Source organism: Lentzea sp. NPDC051208, assembly GCF_040682435.1.
GTDB classification, from domain to species: Bacteria; Actinomycetota; Actinomycetes; order Mycobacteriales; family Pseudonocardiaceae; genus Lentzea; species Lentzea kristufekii.
The window spans coordinates 213421-228928 of record NZ_JBFBAW010000001.1 but is presented as its reverse complement, the minus strand read 5'-3'; the positions used below and the strand labels follow the sequence as shown (position 1 = coordinate 228928).

Annotated in this window: 11 protein-coding genes; 9 read left to right on the top strand and 2 right to left on the bottom strand. The window is 69.1% G+C overall.

What is annotated here, in order from left to right; all coding sequences use genetic code 11:
- The first annotated feature begins 89 nt into the window (after positions 1-89).
- Positions 90-2063, top strand: a complete 1974-nt coding sequence (locus AB0M48_RS00825) for a serine/threonine-protein kinase (RefSeq protein ID WP_363834951.1) — start codon at positions 90-92, stop codon at positions 2061-2063.
- A 137-nt stretch (positions 2064-2200) separates the two neighbouring features.
- Here AB0M48_RS00825 and AB0M48_RS00820 read toward each other — a convergent pair whose 3' ends face one another.
- Positions 2201-2413 (bottom strand): hypothetical protein, encoded by a 213-nt coding sequence (locus AB0M48_RS00820; protein ID WP_363834949.1) that lies wholly within the window; start codon positions 2411-2413, stop codon positions 2201-2203.
- Between the two features lie 65 nt (positions 2414-2478).
- Between AB0M48_RS00820 and AB0M48_RS00815 the strand changes: the two genes are divergently transcribed.
- Positions 2479-4092, top strand: a complete 1614-nt coding sequence (locus tag AB0M48_RS00815) for an allantoin permease (RefSeq protein WP_363834946.1) — start codon at positions 2479-2481, stop codon at positions 4090-4092.
- 51 nt (positions 4093-4143) lie between these two features.
- Complete coding sequence (locus AB0M48_RS00810; protein ID WP_363834944.1) at positions 4144-5841, top strand: sodium:proton antiporter; 1698 nt, start codon at positions 4144-4146, stop codon at positions 5839-5841.
- On the opposite strand, the gene AB0M48_RS00805 is transcribed toward AB0M48_RS00810, so the two are convergent.
- Entirely contained in the window at positions 5842-6603 is a 762-nt protein-coding gene (locus tag AB0M48_RS00805; RefSeq protein ID WP_363834941.1) for a GntR family transcriptional regulator, read from the bottom strand.
- 179 nt (positions 6604-6782) lie between these two features.
- Here AB0M48_RS00805 and AB0M48_RS00800 point away from each other — a divergent pair, with 179 nt between their 5' ends.
- The 6 genes from AB0M48_RS00800 (at position 6783) to AB0M48_RS00775 (ending at position 15459) form a co-directional block, all read left to right on the top strand.
- Positions 6783-8018: an extracellular solute-binding protein gene (locus tag AB0M48_RS00800; RefSeq protein WP_363834937.1), complete on the top strand. Its 1236-nt coding sequence runs from the start codon at positions 6783-6785 to the stop codon at positions 8016-8018.
- On the top strand, positions 8015-8959 hold the full coding sequence (locus AB0M48_RS00795) for a sugar ABC transporter permease (RefSeq protein ID WP_363834933.1): 945 nt from the start codon (positions 8015-8017) through the stop codon (positions 8957-8959). Before AB0M48_RS00800 ends, AB0M48_RS00795 begins: the two co-directional genes overlap by 4 nt.
- Positions 8956-9777 carry a carbohydrate ABC transporter permease gene (locus tag AB0M48_RS00790; protein WP_363834930.1) on the top strand — a complete coding sequence of 274 codons (822 nt, stop codon included), beginning with the start codon at positions 8956-8958 and terminating at the stop codon, positions 9775-9777. The genes AB0M48_RS00795 and AB0M48_RS00790 overlap by 4 nt, the downstream gene beginning before the upstream one ends.
- Complete coding sequence (locus tag AB0M48_RS00785; protein WP_363834926.1) at positions 9774-11195, top strand: beta-N-acetylhexosaminidase; 1422 nt, start codon at positions 9774-9776, stop codon at positions 11193-11195. The genes AB0M48_RS00790 and AB0M48_RS00785 overlap by 4 nt, the downstream gene beginning before the upstream one ends.
- Entirely contained in the window at positions 11180-12547 is a 1368-nt protein-coding gene (locus AB0M48_RS00780; RefSeq protein ID WP_363834923.1) for a cellulose binding domain-containing protein, read from the top strand. Before AB0M48_RS00785 ends, AB0M48_RS00780 begins: the two co-directional genes overlap by 16 nt.
- A 101-nt stretch (positions 12548-12648) precedes the next feature.
- Positions 12649-15459: a helix-turn-helix domain-containing protein gene (locus AB0M48_RS00775; RefSeq protein WP_363834920.1), complete on the top strand. Its 2811-nt coding sequence runs from the start codon at positions 12649-12651 to the stop codon at positions 15457-15459.
- Positions 15460-15508: the final 49 nt, after the last annotated feature.

Genomic DNA, 15508 nt, shown 5'->3' with positions numbered 1-15508 from the left:
GATGTTTCTTTGCTGCCAACAGTTTCATCGGACTGCGAACTTGCCGGTTACCGTCATGGGAGCGTGTTCCCCCATCTAAGCTGCGCGCCGTGACAGATGCGACGGGAAGTCTGGTGGCGCAGCGCTACCGGCTCGTTCAGGTGATCGGCACCGGCGGCATGGGCCGGGTGTGGCTCGGCCGTGACGAGGTCATCGGTCGTGAGGTGGCCATCAAGGAGCTGCTGCTGCCCGCCGGGCTCGACGCGCAGCAGCGGGCGTTGCTGTGCCAGCGCGCGATGCGCGAGGCACAGCTCGCCGGTCAGCTCAACCACCCCGGCATCGTCACCGTGCACGACGTGGTCGAGTACAACGGCACCCCGATGATCGTGATGGAGTTCGTCCGCGGCGGCTCGCTGTCCGACGCCATCAGGTCGCAGGGCGCGCTACCGCCCGACCAGGTCGCGTACATCGCCACGTCGATGCTGAGCGCGTTGCGGGTGGCGCACCAGGCGGGGATCGTGCACCGCGATCTCAAGCCCGCCAACGTGTTGCTGTCCGGCGACCGGGTCGTGATCACGGACTTCGGCATCGCCAGGCTCACCGGCGACGTCCCGCTGACCACCGACGGCTCGATCGTCGGCACGCCCGCGTACATGGCGCCCGAGCAGGGCACCGGCGCGCCGATCACCCCGGCCACGGACCTGTGGTCGCTCGGCGCGACCCTGTACGCCGCCGTCGAGGGCAGGCCGCCGTACCAGGGCCAGGACTTCATGACGACCCTGTCGATGCTGCTCACCCAGGACCCGCCGCCCCCGCAGCGCGCCGGGCACCTCGCGTCCCTGCTCGGCGCCCTGCTGCGCAAGAACCCCGCCGACCGCGCGACGGTCGACCAGGCGCTCGCCATGCTCGCCGGCGTGCCCGTCGTGCTGCCCGTCCCCGCGAAGTCCGGCGTCAGCAGACGCACGGCGCTGCTGGCCGGCGTCGGCGCGGTCGTGGCGGTCGGCGGCGGCACCGCGTGGTGGCTCGGTTCCAGGAAGAACGACGGCGAGGCGGCGCAACTGCCGTCCACCGGTGACAACAAGGCGGCCTCGCACAAGGAGGGCGGCTCCGAGCAGCCGACGACCTCGCAGGTGTCCGAGCCGGGACGTCCGCAGGAGTTCACCGAGCACGTCCAGCTGGTCGACCACAAGGAATCGGTGTCGTCGGTCGCGTGGAGCCCGGACGGCAGAATTCTCGCCAGCGCCGAGGACGGCCTGGGCGACGGAGGTGCCCTCGTCCGCATCTGGGACACCACGACGAACAAGCTCATCGGCACCGTCCAGAACCCGGACGGCCCCGGCGGCGCGTCGGCGTGCGCGGTCGCGATCAGCCCGGACGGCAAGATCCTCGCGGCGGGCGGCAACCGCACCGGCGACTTCACCACGTACCTGTGGAACATCGCCGACCGCTCGATGATCGGCGGCCTGGACGACAGCCGTTCCATCATGAAGACCCTGCGCTTCCACCCGGACGGCAAGACGCTCGTCGGCATCACCCACACCGGCCGCCTGCTGGTCTGGGACGTGGCGACGCGCAAGGTCAAGATCGGCCTGACCGAGGCTCGGGGCAGCAGCGAGCTGTCGTTCAGCCCGGACGGCAAGCTGCTCGCCTACGCGGGCAACAAGTACCAGGAGATCAAGATCGTCGACCCCGCGACGGGCAAGACGGTCAAGACCATCAACGACTCGACCGGCGACGGCGGCTCGTTCTCGCCCGACGGCAAGACCCTGGCGGTCGTCGACGGCGACGGCAGGAACAGCATGCAGCTCTGGGACGTGCAGTCCGGCCAGAGCAAGGCGGTGTTCCCGCGCGCCGACGACGGCCTCACCCTCTCGAGCGCGCTGTTCCACCCGGACGGCAAGACGGTCGCGACCTGGGGACAGGGCAACTTCGTGCAGCTGTGGGACGTGGCGTCCAAGAAGATCCACGCCACGGTGATCGGTTCGGGTGGGCAGATCCAGACGGTGGCGTTCTCGCCGGACGGCAAGCGGATCGCGGCCGGTGGTGACGACAAGTCCGTGCGGATCTGGAGCCTGGAGAGGTAGGCCCTGTCCTCAGGTCCGTTCGATGAGAGTCATGGTCGAGAGTCCCGGAGGCGGTGCCAGGCGTGTTCGGGATTCGCGGCGGTGCCGTCTCCGGGGCCTCGGCCGCAACTGTCCCAGACGAGACTGGCGGATAGGGCCTATAGGGCTTCTAGCTCGTCAACGTCGATACCGTGGCGTTCCGGGCTGTCCGCGAATGCCTCGGTGACGCTGTCGAGAATCCGTTCGTGCCGTGCCTTCGACGCGGCGACCTCCGCCGTGGAGATGGTGGCGGCCCGCGCGGTCCACGCCTCGGCGGCCCCTTCGTCGGCGAGCCTGCGTTCCTTCATGAACGCCACATGGCAGGTGAACATAGCGTAATCGGCCCGTCACAAGCGGTGTGGCCCGCTGAAACGCGGACTTCCTAGCGTCGAGGTCCATGACCCTTGACGAGGCGGTGGAGCGCGTTCCGGCTCCTGTGGCGTCCAAAGAGACGCTTGAGGACTACACCCTTCGGTTCGCGCCCAGGACGTACCGGCGCTGGACGCCCGCCGTCGTCGGGGCGTCCGCGCTGGGCGGCATCGCCTACATGGCGGACTTCTCGATCGGCGCGGGCATCGGCCTCGCGCACGGTACGGGCAACGCCCTGCTGGCCATCGGGTTCGCGGCGATCGTCATCTTCGTGACCGGGTTCCCGCTGGCCTACTACGCGGCGCGGTACAACATCGACCTCGACCTGATCACCCGCGGGTCCGGGTTCGGCTACTACGGCTCGGTGATCACCAGTGTGATCTTCGCGAGCTTCACGTTCATCTTCTTCGCGCTCGAAGGCTCGATCATGGCGCAGGGCCTGCGGTACGCGCTGGGCCTGCCGCTGTGGCTGGGGTACCTCGCGTCGACACTGGTGATCATCCCGCTGGTGATCTACGGCATGAGGGTGCTCGCGAAGCTGCAGAGCTGGACGAACCCGTTGTGGTTGCTGCTGATGGTGGCGCCGCTGCTCTACCTCGTGATCGCGGACCCGGGCTCGGTGGGCCGCTGGCTCGCGTACGGCGACAGCGGCGTCAACACCGCGGCGGTCATGCTCGGGGCGGGCGTCTGCCTGTCGTTGATGGCGCAGATCGGCGAGCAGATCGACTACCTGCGGTTCATGCCACCGCGCACCGCCGCGAACCGCCGGGCGTGGTGGACGTCGATGATCATGGCCGGTCCGGGCTGGGTGGTGTTCGGGGCGCTCAAGCAGGCGATCGGCGCCTTCATGGCGATCTACGTGCTCGACGCCGTCGGCAAGGTCGCGGCGGTGGAGCCGATCGAGCAGTTCACCGGGGTGTTCAAGCAGTTCATGCCGGCGTGGCTGGTGGTCCCGCTGGCGCTGGTGCTCGTGGTGCTGAGCCAGGTGAAGATCAACGTCACCAACGCCTACTCGGGGTCGCTGGCGTGGACGAACTCCTTCACCCGCGTCACGACGCACTATCCGGGGCGGCTGGTGTTCGTGCTGGTCAACCTCGCGATCGCGCTGGTGCTGATGGAAGCGGACATGTTCAGCTTCCTGAACAACCTGCTGAGCTTCTACTCGAACTGCGCGATGGCGTGGGTCGTCACGGTCGCGGCGGACATCGCGATCAACAAGTACCTGCTGAAGCTGTCGCCCAAGCAGCCGGAGTTCCGCCGCGGCATGCTGTTCGCGGTGAACCCGGTCGGCGTCGGGTCGTTCCTCGCCTCGTCGATCCTCTCCATCTCGGTCTACTTCGGACTGTTCGGCGCGGCGGTCCAGCCGTACTCGCCGCTGGTCGCGGTCGGCATCCCGATCGTGCTGACGCCGCTGCTCGCGGTCCTCACGCGCGGCCGGTTCTACCTGCGCCGCACCGACGACGGCATCGCGGAGCCGATGCTCGACGAGGACGGCAACCCGAGCGCGACGCGGTACGACTGCGTGGTGTGCGGGGAGTCGTACGAGCGGCCGGACATGACGGCCAGTGCTCTCGGCGGTGAGATCTGCTCGCTGTGCCTGAGCACCGACGGTGACGGGCAGCACGTGCTACCCGCCTCCTGACCGGCGTGGCTGCGCGGGCGAGGTCCGTCCCGATCAGACAAACTGCACGTCATGCAGGAATGGGCCTTGCTCGCCGTCGCGGCCGTGCTGATCATCGTGGTGGTGTCGTACGTCGCGCCCAAACTGGGCGTGGCGGCACCCGTGCTGCTCGTGCTCGTCGGCATGGGCTGCAGTCAGCTGCCGGGTGCGCCGCACCTGGTCGTCGAACCCGAGTGGATCCTGGTGGTCGTGCTGCCGCCGATCCTGTACTCGGCGGCGGTGAACGTGCCGGTGGTCGACTTCAGGCGCAACTTCGCGACCATCGGAGCGCTGTCGGTGCTGCTCGTGGTCGTGTCCGCGTTCGGCACCGGCCTGCTGATCTGGTGGCTGCTGCCGGAGATCGGGTTCGCCGCCGCGCTCGCGCTCGGCGCGGTGATCAGCCCGCCGGACGCGGTCGCCGCCACGTCGATCGGCAAGAAGCTCGGCCTGCCACCCCGCCTCGTCACGATCCTCGAAGGCGAGGGGCTGGTCAACGACGCGACCGCGCTCGTGCTGCTGCGCACGGCCATCGTCGCGATCACCGCCAGTGTGTCGTTCGGCAGCGCGCTGGGTGACTTCTCCTACGCCGTGTCGGCGGGCGTCGCGGTCGGTGCCGCCGTCGGCATCGTGTCGGTGTGGGCGCGGGCGCGGATCCAGGGTCAGCCGGTGCTCACGACCGCGATCTCCTACGTGGTGCCGTTCCTGGCGTTCATCCCGGCCGAGGAGGTGCACGCGTCCGGCGTGATCGCCGTGGTCGTGGCCGGGCTGATCACCGGGCACCAGAGCGCGCGCAGGTTCACCGCGCACGACCGCATCTCGGAACGCACGAACTGGCGCACCATCCAGTTGCTGCTGGAGAACGGCGTCTTCCTGCTGATGGGCTTCGAGCTCACGTCCGTCATCGGTGCCGTGGCGGACGACGAGGTGGCGCGGGCGCTCGTGCTCGGCGTGCTGGCCACGGTGGCGCTGGTCGTGCTGCGCGTGGCGTTCACCATCCCGGTGATCGCCCTGCTGCGCCGCCAGCAACGCCGCGCGGACGCGTTCACCGGCAAGCTGGAGTCCTTTGTGGATCGCTTCACCGCGCGCGGCCCGACGCCCGGCGAGGAGAAGCGGTACGACCGCGGGATCCGGATGCTGCAACGCAAACAGGCCGACGTGGCGTTCTACGCGAGCGAAGGTCTCAGCTGGCGCGGCGGCGCGGTGCTCGCCTGGTCGGGAATGCGCGGCGTGGTGACGGTGGCGGCGGCGCAGACGCTGCCCGAGGACCTGCCGTACCGCTCCGAGCTGATCCTGATCGCGTTCACCGTCGCGATCCTCACGCTGGTCGTGCAGGGCGGCTCGCTGCCGCTGGTGATCAGGTGGCTGGGCATCCGCGGCAACGACGAGGACCACGAGCGCCGCGAGTACGCCCGCCTGGCGGGTGAACTGGTGACGGCGAGCCGGACGCTGCTGGAGAGCTCGGCGCTGTGCCGCGAGAACGGGGAGCCGTTCGACGAGCACCTGCTGGAACAGACCCTGGAGCGGATCATCGCGATGAGCGAGGGCATCGAGAAGAAGCTCACCGAGCAGGACCCCGACGAGTCAATGCACCAACGCTTCGAGCTGCAGCGGATGATGGCGGACGCGCAGCAGAACGCGCTGCTCGACGCGCGCGCCAGCGGGACCTACGCCTCGCACACCCTGGAGAAGGCCCAGAACTTCGTCGACAGGCAGAGCACCAGGTTCATGTGATCAGAACGGGCTACCGCTGACCCGTGCCTGCACGTCCACGGCGTTGCGCGGCGAGGCCCCGAGCGTCAGCCGCGAGACGATCCGGTACCGGTCGCCGCGGTAGATCGAGTGCACGTACTCGACCTGCCGGCCCTCGGCGTCCGTGGTCAGCCGCTCGAACAGCAAGGCCGGTGCCAGCACGGGAACACCGAGCAGCGAGGCCTCGGAGTCGTTCACGACGGTGGGCTCGATCGACTGCACGGCCTCGGAAACGTGGACGCCGTGCTCGCGCAGCCGGTCGTAGAAGTCGCCGGACTCCATGTCGTGCAACGTGAGCGCCGGCGCCACCGCGGCCGGCACGTGCAGGTACTCCACGGCCATCGGCTCGCCGTCGACCAGGCGCAGGCGGGCGATGTAGTGGATCTCGGCGGCGGGGGAGAGGTGCAGGCGGCGGCCGACCCTGGCGCCGGCGGCGACGCGGGCGTGTTCGAGCACGCGGGACGACCAGGTGCCCGAGGCCTGGGGCAGGGACATGGATCCCGTGTCGGAGACCATCTCCTGGGTGATCTTGGCGCGCGCCACGAAGGTGCCCCGGCCGTGCTGGCGGACGAGCAGGCCGGTGTTGACCAGTTCCTCCACGGCCGAGCGGACGGTGGGGCGCGAGACCGAGAGTTGCTGGCACAGCACGCGTTCGGCGGGGATCGGTGCGCCCGCCGGGTGGGTCTCGATGAGTTCGAGCAGGTGGTCGCGGACGCGCTCGCGCTTCAGGATCGCTTCGGCCATGCCTCTCCGCTTCGTCGGCGGCCAGTATGTCATACCACTGGTAAGTAACCAGTCCGGTGAAGATCGAGAGCGCTCTCACGCTTGCGAGCTGGCTATTGACCTGAGAAGTGGTCTATGCCACTTTCTACCCACTCCCATCGGACCTGACCAATTGGTCACATCCCAGCGAGAGGTGAGTCGTGTCGCGCTCCGCTGCCTTACTCGTCCTGGCGCTCACGTTGTCCGCCTGCGGTTCGTCCGCCGGCGGAGGTGAGAAGCAGGAGATCACCGTGTGGCTCATGAAGGACACGGCCACCGAGGAGTTCGTGTCGAAGTTCGAGACCGAGTTCGAACGTGAGCACGCGAACCTCGACCTGAACATCCAGATCCAGGAGTGGAACGGCATCACGCAGAAGGTGACCAGTGCCCTGGCCAGCACCGATCCGCCCGACGTGATCGAGGTCGGCAACACGCAGGTCGCCCAGTACGTGGCCAGCAAGGGCGTCACCGACCTGTCGGCCAAGAAGGCGGAACTGCAGGGCGACGACTGGATTCCCGGTCTGAGCGAGCCGGGCTCGGTGGACGGCAAGCAGTTCGGGATCCCGTTCTACGCGGCCAACCGGGTCGTGATCTACCGCAAGGACCTGTTCGAGGCTGCCCAGGTCACGCCCCCGAAGACGCGCGAGGAGTGGCTCGCCGCCACCGCCAAGCTCGACCAGGGTGACCAGCAGGGCATCTACCTGCCCGGCCAGAACTGGTACACGCTGTCCGGGTTCGTCTGGGACGAGGGCGGCGACCTCGCGCAGCAGGACGGCGACAGGTGGAAGGGCTCGTTGAACACGCCGGAGGCGTTGGCGGGCATGGACTTCTACAAGCGGCTCCAGGCGCTCGGCGACGGTCCGAAGGACTCCGACGAGGCCAAGCCGCAGCAGACGGACGTCGTGGCGGGCGGCAAGGTCGCGCAGTTCATCGCGGTGCCCGGCGCGGCGAAACTCGTCACGAAGGCCAACCCGGCGCTGGAAGGCAAGATCGGCTTCTTCCCGATCCCCGGCAAGACGGCGGACAAGCCCGGCGCGGTGTTCACCGGCGGCTCCGACCTGATCGTCCCGCTGGCGTCCTCGCGCCAGGACGGTGCGTACGAGGTCGTCAAGGCGCTCGCCGGCGAGAAGTGGCAGGTGGAGCTCGCGAAAGCGATGAACTACGTGCCGAACCGCAAGTCGCTCGCGTCCTCGGTGGGCGGTGACCCCGGCACGGCGGCGATGGCGGCCGGTGCGGCCAACGGGTTCGCCACTCCGAACTCGCCGAACTGGGCGGCGGTCGAGGCCCGCAACCCGATCAAGGAGTTCCAGACCGCGGTCCTCACCGGAGCCGATCCCCGGACGGCCGCGGCGAAGGCCGACGAAGTGATCACCCAAGCCCTCAACTCAGGCAAATGACACTCCTCGCCGAGAGGCCGGTGCAGGACACCGCACCGGCCCCGCCGAAGCGCCGCAGACGACCCGTCCTGCCGTACCTGCTGATCGCACCCACCCTGCTCACCACCGCGTACCTGCTGCTGTACCCGTTGATCCGCAACGTGATCATCTCGATGCAGGAGTTCGGGCTGCCGCAACTGGTGCGCGGCGACGCGAAGTTCGTCGGTCTCGCGAACTACGTGAAGGTGCTGTCCGACCCCGAGTTCTGGGCCGTGGTCAGGCGGACGCTGTGGTTCACCGCGATCAACGTCGTGCTGATCATGGTGCTGTCGACGCTGGTCGCGCTGCTGCTCGTCCGCCTCGGCAAGTGGCTCCGGCTCCTCGTGATGGGCGGGCTCGTGCTCACCTGGGCGACTCCGATCATCGCGGCGACCACGGTGTTCCAGTGGCTCTTCCAGTCGCGGCTCGGCGTCGTGAACTGGGCACTGGTCGCGCTGGGCTTCGAGGAGTACCGCGACTACACGTGGTTCGCGGACGGCGAGGCGACGTTCGGCATCCTCGTGACGCTGATCGTCTGGCAGTCGATCCCGTTCGCCGCCCTGTCGCTGTACGCGGCGATGATCACCGTGCCGCAGGAGCTGTACGAGTCCGCGCGCATCGACGGCGCCGGCGGGTGGCGGGTGTTCTCGACCATCACCTTCCCGATGCTGCGCGCCATGTTCGGGCTGATCACGTGCCTGGAGGTGATCTGGGTCGTCAAGGCGTTCGTGCAGATCTGGGTGATCAGCCAGGGCGGTCCCGGCCAGGCCACGACGACGCTGCCGGTCTACGCCTTCCAGGTCGCGCAGTCGTTGCAGCGCTACGACCTCGGCGCGGCCGTGTCGATGCTCATGGTGGTGCTGCTCGTGCTCGCACTGCTGGCGTACTTCCGCCAGCTCTACCGGCAGGAGCGGGAAGCATGATCGGCCGGATCTCGCGCACCACGGCGGCACTCGTCGTGTTCGTCCTCTCGGTGTTCCCCGTCTACTGGATGGTGCTCACCGCGTTCAAGCCGACCAAGGACATCCAGAGCGCCACACCGACGTTCCTGCCGATCCCGATCACGTTCGACCACTTCGGCACGGCGATCGCCGCGAAGGGGTTCTTCTCGTTCTGGCGCAACAGTCTCCTGGTCGCGGGCGGGGCGGTGGTGCTCGCGCTGCTGGTCGCCCTGCTCGCGGCGTTCGCGATCGCGCGGCTGCGGTGGAAGGGACGCAGGGCGTTCGTGCTGATGGTGTTCGTCGCGCAGATGACGCCGTGGGAGGCGCTGCTCATCCCGATCTACGTCATCGCCAGGGACACCGGCATGCTCGACACGCTCTGGATCCTCACGCTCGTCTACTTCATGATGACGCTGCCGTTCACGATCGTGACGCTGCGCGGGTTCCTCGCCGCCATCCCGGTCGACCTGGAGGAGGCGGCGCAGGTCGACGGCTGCACGCGCGGGCAGGCGTTCCGCAAGGTCGTGTTCCCCTTGCTCGCACCGGGTCTGCTGGCGACCTCGCTGTTCGGGTTCATCACCGCGTGGAACGAGTTCGCCTTCGCCAACGTGCTGATCATCAAGGACCAGGACGACCGCACGCTGCCGGTCTGGCTGTCCTCGTTCAACAACACCTTCGGCACCGACTGGGGAGCCACCATGGCCGCGTCGACGCTGTTCATGCTGCCGGTGCTGCTGATCTTCATCGTGTTGCAGGGCCGGGTCACCACCGGCATCGTCGGAGGGGCGGTGAAAGGGTGATCGTTCCACTCCCGACCAGGATCGTGCGCCGCAGCAGGGGGTTCACGCTGGACTGCGGCACGAGCGTGCGCGTCACGCCCGGCGCCGAGCCCGCGGCGCGACTGCTCCGCGCACTGCTCAGACCCGCCACGGGACTTCCGCTGCCGATCGCCGACCATGGCCAGGTCCTCATCGCCCTGGACGCCAAGCTCGTCGGACTCGGCGCGGAGGGGTACGCGCTGACCGTCAACGAACACGGCGTCATGCTGCGCGCCGGCACGGCGAACGGCCTGGCCCAGGGCGTGCAGTCCATCCGGCAGCTGCTCCCGGCGGAGGCACTCCGGTCGAGCAGAACGTCCGATGTGGACTGGACGCTGCCCGGTGTCGACATCCGGGACGTGCCCAGGTTGCCGTGGCGCGGGTTCATGCTCGACGTGGCCAGGCACTTCCAGCCGGTGCACGTGCTGCGCAGGTTCATCGACCTGATGGCGTTCCACAAGCTCAACGTCCTGCACCTGCACCTGACCGACGACCAGGGCTGGCGCATGCCGGTGCCCGCGCACCCGCTGCTGACCTCGATCGGTGGCTGGCGCACCGAGACCAACGGCGACGGCGTCCCGCACGGCGGCACCTACACCCGCACCGAGCTCGAAGGGCTGGTCGCGCACGCGGCCGAGCGCGGCGTCCGGATCATGCCGGAGATCGAGATGCCCGGCCACGCCCGCGCCGCACTGGCCGCCTATCCCGATCTGGCCGCCTACCCCGATCTGGGCATCGCGCCCGAAGCACTGCCCGTGTGGACGCGTTGGGGCATCAGCGACGCGGCGTTCGGGCTGCACGCGCTGGGCTTCGTCCGCGAGGTGCTGGCCGAGGTGCTGGAGGTGTTCCCCGGCGAGCACGTCCACCTCGGCGGCGACGAGTGCCTGCTGCCGGAGGACGTCCACGGCCAGTTCCTCCGCCAGGCGGGCAAGTACCTGCTCGACCGGGGCCGCGTCCCGGCCGCGTGGGAACCGACCGGCGATCCTCGCTCCGTCCTCATGCCGTGGAAGGACGAGACCCAGGCCGCCAAGGCACTGGACCGGGGCCAGCCCGTCGTGATGGCCCCGCACACCTCCACCTACCTCGACTACCCGCAGTCGGACGGCCCGCACGAACCACCCGGCCAGCCCGGGTTCGTCGTGACGGCCCGCGACGTCTACCACGTGCCGCTGCCCGGCGGCGTGCTCGGCGCCCAGTGCCAGCTGTGGACCGAGCACGTCCGCTCCCGTGACCACCTCGAATACCTGGCATTTCCCCGTCTTGCCGCGCTGGCCGACACCCTCTGGTCCCAGCGCCCCGAGTGGGAGGGCTTCACCACCCGGATGCGCCTCCACTCGTCCAGGCTCGCCGCCCTGTCCGTCCCTGCCGAAATGAGGAGAGAACGTTGCGAGCACTCCTAGCCGCGTCCTGCGCGGCACTGGCGGTGGCCGCGCTGGCCGTCGCACCGAACGCGTTCGCCGCCGACGCGATCACCGCCCAGTACCGGACCAGCGCGTCCGGTGCGACGACCGACCAGGCCGAACCGTGGTTCAAGCTGGTCAACTCGGGCACCACGAGCGTGCCGCTGTCCGACGTGAAGATCCGCTACTACTTCAAGAGCGACACCCCGGACGTCGGCTACCGGTTCGCCTGCTCGTGGGCCGTGCGCGGCTGCGGCAACGTGACCGGCCAGTTCGGCACCCTGACCGGCGGCCCGGCCGACCGCTACCTGCAGGTCGGCTTCACCTCCGGCGCGGGCGCGCTGAACCCCGGCGCCGACTCCGGCGACCTGCAACTCCGCTTCTACCGCACCAACTGGGGCCCGATCACGCAGACCGACGACTACTCGTTCCGCGGTGAGAGCACCTACTCGGCGTGGAACAGGGTGACCGTCCACCGCGGCGGCACGCTGCTGTGGGGCACGCCGCCCGGCGGGAGCCCGCCCACCACCACGACGACCACGACGACAGCGCCGAACCCCAACGGCCCCAAGCTGTTCGACGACTTCGCGTACAACAACTCGAGTGACTCGCGGATCAGCCAGCGCGGCTGGACCGTCCGCTCGGGCGGTGGCGGCCCCGGTGTCCCCGGCGCCGAGTGGGACGCCTCGCGCGTCACGTTCCCGACGGTCGACGGCCAGAAGGTCATGCGCCTCGACTCGTGGAACAACGGCTCCGCCGCGAAGCAGACCGAGATGTTCCACCAGCGCAAGTTCTTCGAGGGCACCTACGCCTCCAGGGTGAAGTTCAGCGACGCGCCGGTCTTCGGCCCGGACGGCGACCACGTCGTGCAGACGTTCTTCACCATCACCCCGCTCGACGCGCCGATGGCCCCGAACTACGGCGAGATCGACTTCGAGTACCTGCCCAACGGCGGCTGGGGCGAGCCGGCCAACGTCATGTACGAGACCACCTGGGAGACCTACCAGAACGAACCCTGGGTCGCCGACAACATCCACAACGAACAGCGGCAGAGCTACAACGGCTGGCACGACCTCGTCTTCCAGGTCGCGAACGGCCGGGTGAAGTACTACATCGACGGCAACCTCGTCGCCGACCACGGCGACAAGTACTACCCGGAGACGCCGATGTCGATCAACTTCAACCTTTGGTTCATCTCGGGCGGCCTGCAGGGCAGCAGTGCCGAACGCGCCTACCAGCAGGAGGTCGACTACGTGTACTTCGCCAAGGACCAGGTGCTGAGCCCGGCCCAGGTGAAGACCGCGGTGCAGGACTACCGCACCGCGGGCGTCACGCACACCGACAACGTCTGACCACCGGCGGGCCCAGGTCACCCACCTGGGCCCGCCTCGGTCCTGGACACCTGACAACAATCTCCGGAGAATCGGCGCCGTTCAACTCTCGAAGGAGTGCGGTGCCGCGCCGGGAAAGTCCGCTGGAACGTGATGGGTCGGCTCTCGTCGATTTCGCGGTCGACCTGCGGTTGCTCAGAGACAAGGCGAACGCCCCGACCTATCGGGAGCTGGCCCGGCGGACGCACTACTCGGCATCGGCCCTGTCCGACGCGGCCGGCGGGAAAAGGCTGCCCAGCCTCGCGGTCACGCGCGCGTTCGTGCAGGCCTGCGGCGGTGACGAGGATGAATGGGAGCGGCGCTGGCATTCGCTGGCCGCCGAGGAGAGGAACGCCACTCCCGCGCCTTGCGAGGAAAGCGGAGAACCGCCTTATCGCGGATTGCCGGCCTACGAGGTCGCGGACGCCGACCGGTTCTTCGGACGCGAGAAACTGGTGGCGGATCTGGAACGCCGCGTCGCGCGGAACCGATTTCTCGCCGTGTTCGGCCCGTCCGGATCGGGCAAGTCGTCGGTGTTGCGCGCAGGCCTCGTTCCCCGGCTGCCCGGCCCCGTCCTGCTCTTCACGCCGGGAGCGCATCCGCTCGAAGAACTCGCCGTGCGGCTCGCCCGCGCGGCAGGCCTGAGCGCGCCGTCCGTCCACGGCGATCTCGTCGCACAGCCGGACGACGTGGCGTTGCTGATGCGGCAGCTCGACGGCGAACCGGTGCTGGTCGTCGACCAGTTCGAGGAGATCTTCACCCTGTGCCAGGACCAGGAGGAGCGGGAAAGGTTCCTCACCGTGCTCCTGGCCGCCAGGAAGAGCGCCCGTGTGCTGATCGGCGTGCGAGCCGACTTCTACGGCCGCTGCGGCGTCCACGCCGGACTGGTCGAGGCCATGCAGGACGCGATGGTCACGGTGGGCCCGATGACACCGGACGAACTGCGGCGCTGCATCGTCCAGCCCGCCCGCGCGGCGCAGTGCACGGTCGACAACGCGCTGGTCGCCACACTGGTCAGCGAGGTGCACGGCCACGCGGGCATGCTGCCGTTGCTGTCACACGCTCTGCTGGAGACGTGGCGCAGGCGTCAGGGCAACGCGCTGACCACGGCCGCCTTCCAGAACACGGGCGGCCTGCAGGGCGCTCTCGCGCAGAGTGCCGACGCGGTGTTCGACCGGTTCGACGAGGAGGAGCAGGAGATCGCCAGGGCGTTGTTCCTGCGGCTCTGCGCCCTCGGCGATGGCACCGAGGACACCAAACGCCGCGTCGCGATGGCCGAGATCGACGACGGCGCCGCCATGACCACCGTCCTGGAAAGCCTGACCGCCGCGCGGTTGGTGACCCGCACCCGCGAAGGTGTCGAGATCACGCACGAGGCGCTGATCCGCTCGTGGCCGAGGCTGCGCGACTGGCTGGCGCACGACCGTGACGGGCAACGGCTGCATCGCGAGCTGACCGAGGCGGCGGCGACGTGGGAACGGCACGGACGTGATCGTGGTTCGCTGCTGCGCGGCGCACGGCTCGAAGTGCTGGCGGACTGGTCGTGGGAGACCAACCCGCCACTGAACAGCAACGAGCAGGCGTTCCTCGACGAGAGTGTCGCCGCGGACGAGGAGGAGTACGCGCGCACGCAGCGCTCGTCCCGGCGGTCACGCACGTTCATGCTGCTCCAGGGTGCTTTGGCGCTGCTGATCGTCCTGATGCTGGGCATGCTCACCTTCAGGAACTATTCGGACGAACGCGCGGGGACCGTGTCGCGGGCGAACTCGGCCGCGGCGGAGGCGATGCGGCTGGTCGGCACCAGCCCCGAGCTGGCGGCGCACGTCGCGCTCGCCGGATACCAGCTGGACAAGTCGCCGGCGACGCGGGACGCGCTCATCCAGTCCACCGCCATGGCGACAGGCGTCGTGGCCGGGAAGGACGGCGAGAAGGTCGCCGAGATGCCGCACACTCCGTCTGTACGGCAGAACGTGGCCCTCGGCGTCGCTGCCGCCGATCTGCTCACGAACCAGGCGGCGGACACCACACGGGTACCCGGCCTCGGGAAACCGTTGCGCGGGGGCGTCCAGGCGAGCGCTGACCGGGAGCGCAGGCACTTCGCGACCGTCGACCGTGAGCAGGTCGTCCGGCTGTGGTCCTCGGGCGGGGAGCTCGCAACGCTTCCGGGACGGTTCTCCGGCAGCGCTTTCAGCCTGGACGGGCAGACGCTCTTGACCTCCGGCGACACCTCGACCGCGCTGTGGAGCCTGGCGGATCCCTGGGCTCCGCGGCTCCTCGCCACGGTGCCGGGTAGCCGCGGCGTTCTGTCCACTTCGGACACGATGACCTCGGACATGCTGATCACCGTGGAGGGCGCGGTGATCCACGTCTGGAGGACGGCGGATCTTTCGGCACCGCTGCGGGACATCACCCATCCCGGCGGGGCACCGGTCAGCTTCGGGCATCTGACCGGCAGCCCCGGCTTCCTCCTGACGGGTGGTGCCGCGGGGGAGGTGAGGGTCTGGAGCCTGCACGACGGCCGGGAGCGGCACGCCGTCACCGCGCACAGCGGCCCGGTGACGGCCATCGCCGCCAACGGGCAACGTCAGTGGGCCAGCACGGGCGACGACGGACGCGTCTTCGTGTGGGACCTCTTCAAGGAGGCCGCCGAGTTCACCAGCGACAAGATCGTGAAGATGGAGTTCCACGGCACGTCGCTGATGACCGCCGGCGAGGACACCACGCTGAGGCAGTGGCACCTCGATCCGCAGAACGCGGCGAACGCCGTGTGCAACGAGGTTTCCGGCCTCCGGATCTCCCGTGAGGAGTGGAACCGGTACCTCGACGGCTGGCCGCAGCTGACGTCGCCCTGCCCCGGCAACCTCGTCCTGCCCACGACGACAACGCGCAACTGAGCCCGGGTTTGACGTGGGCCGCGACCGGCCGATCCGGAGGGAGATCGCC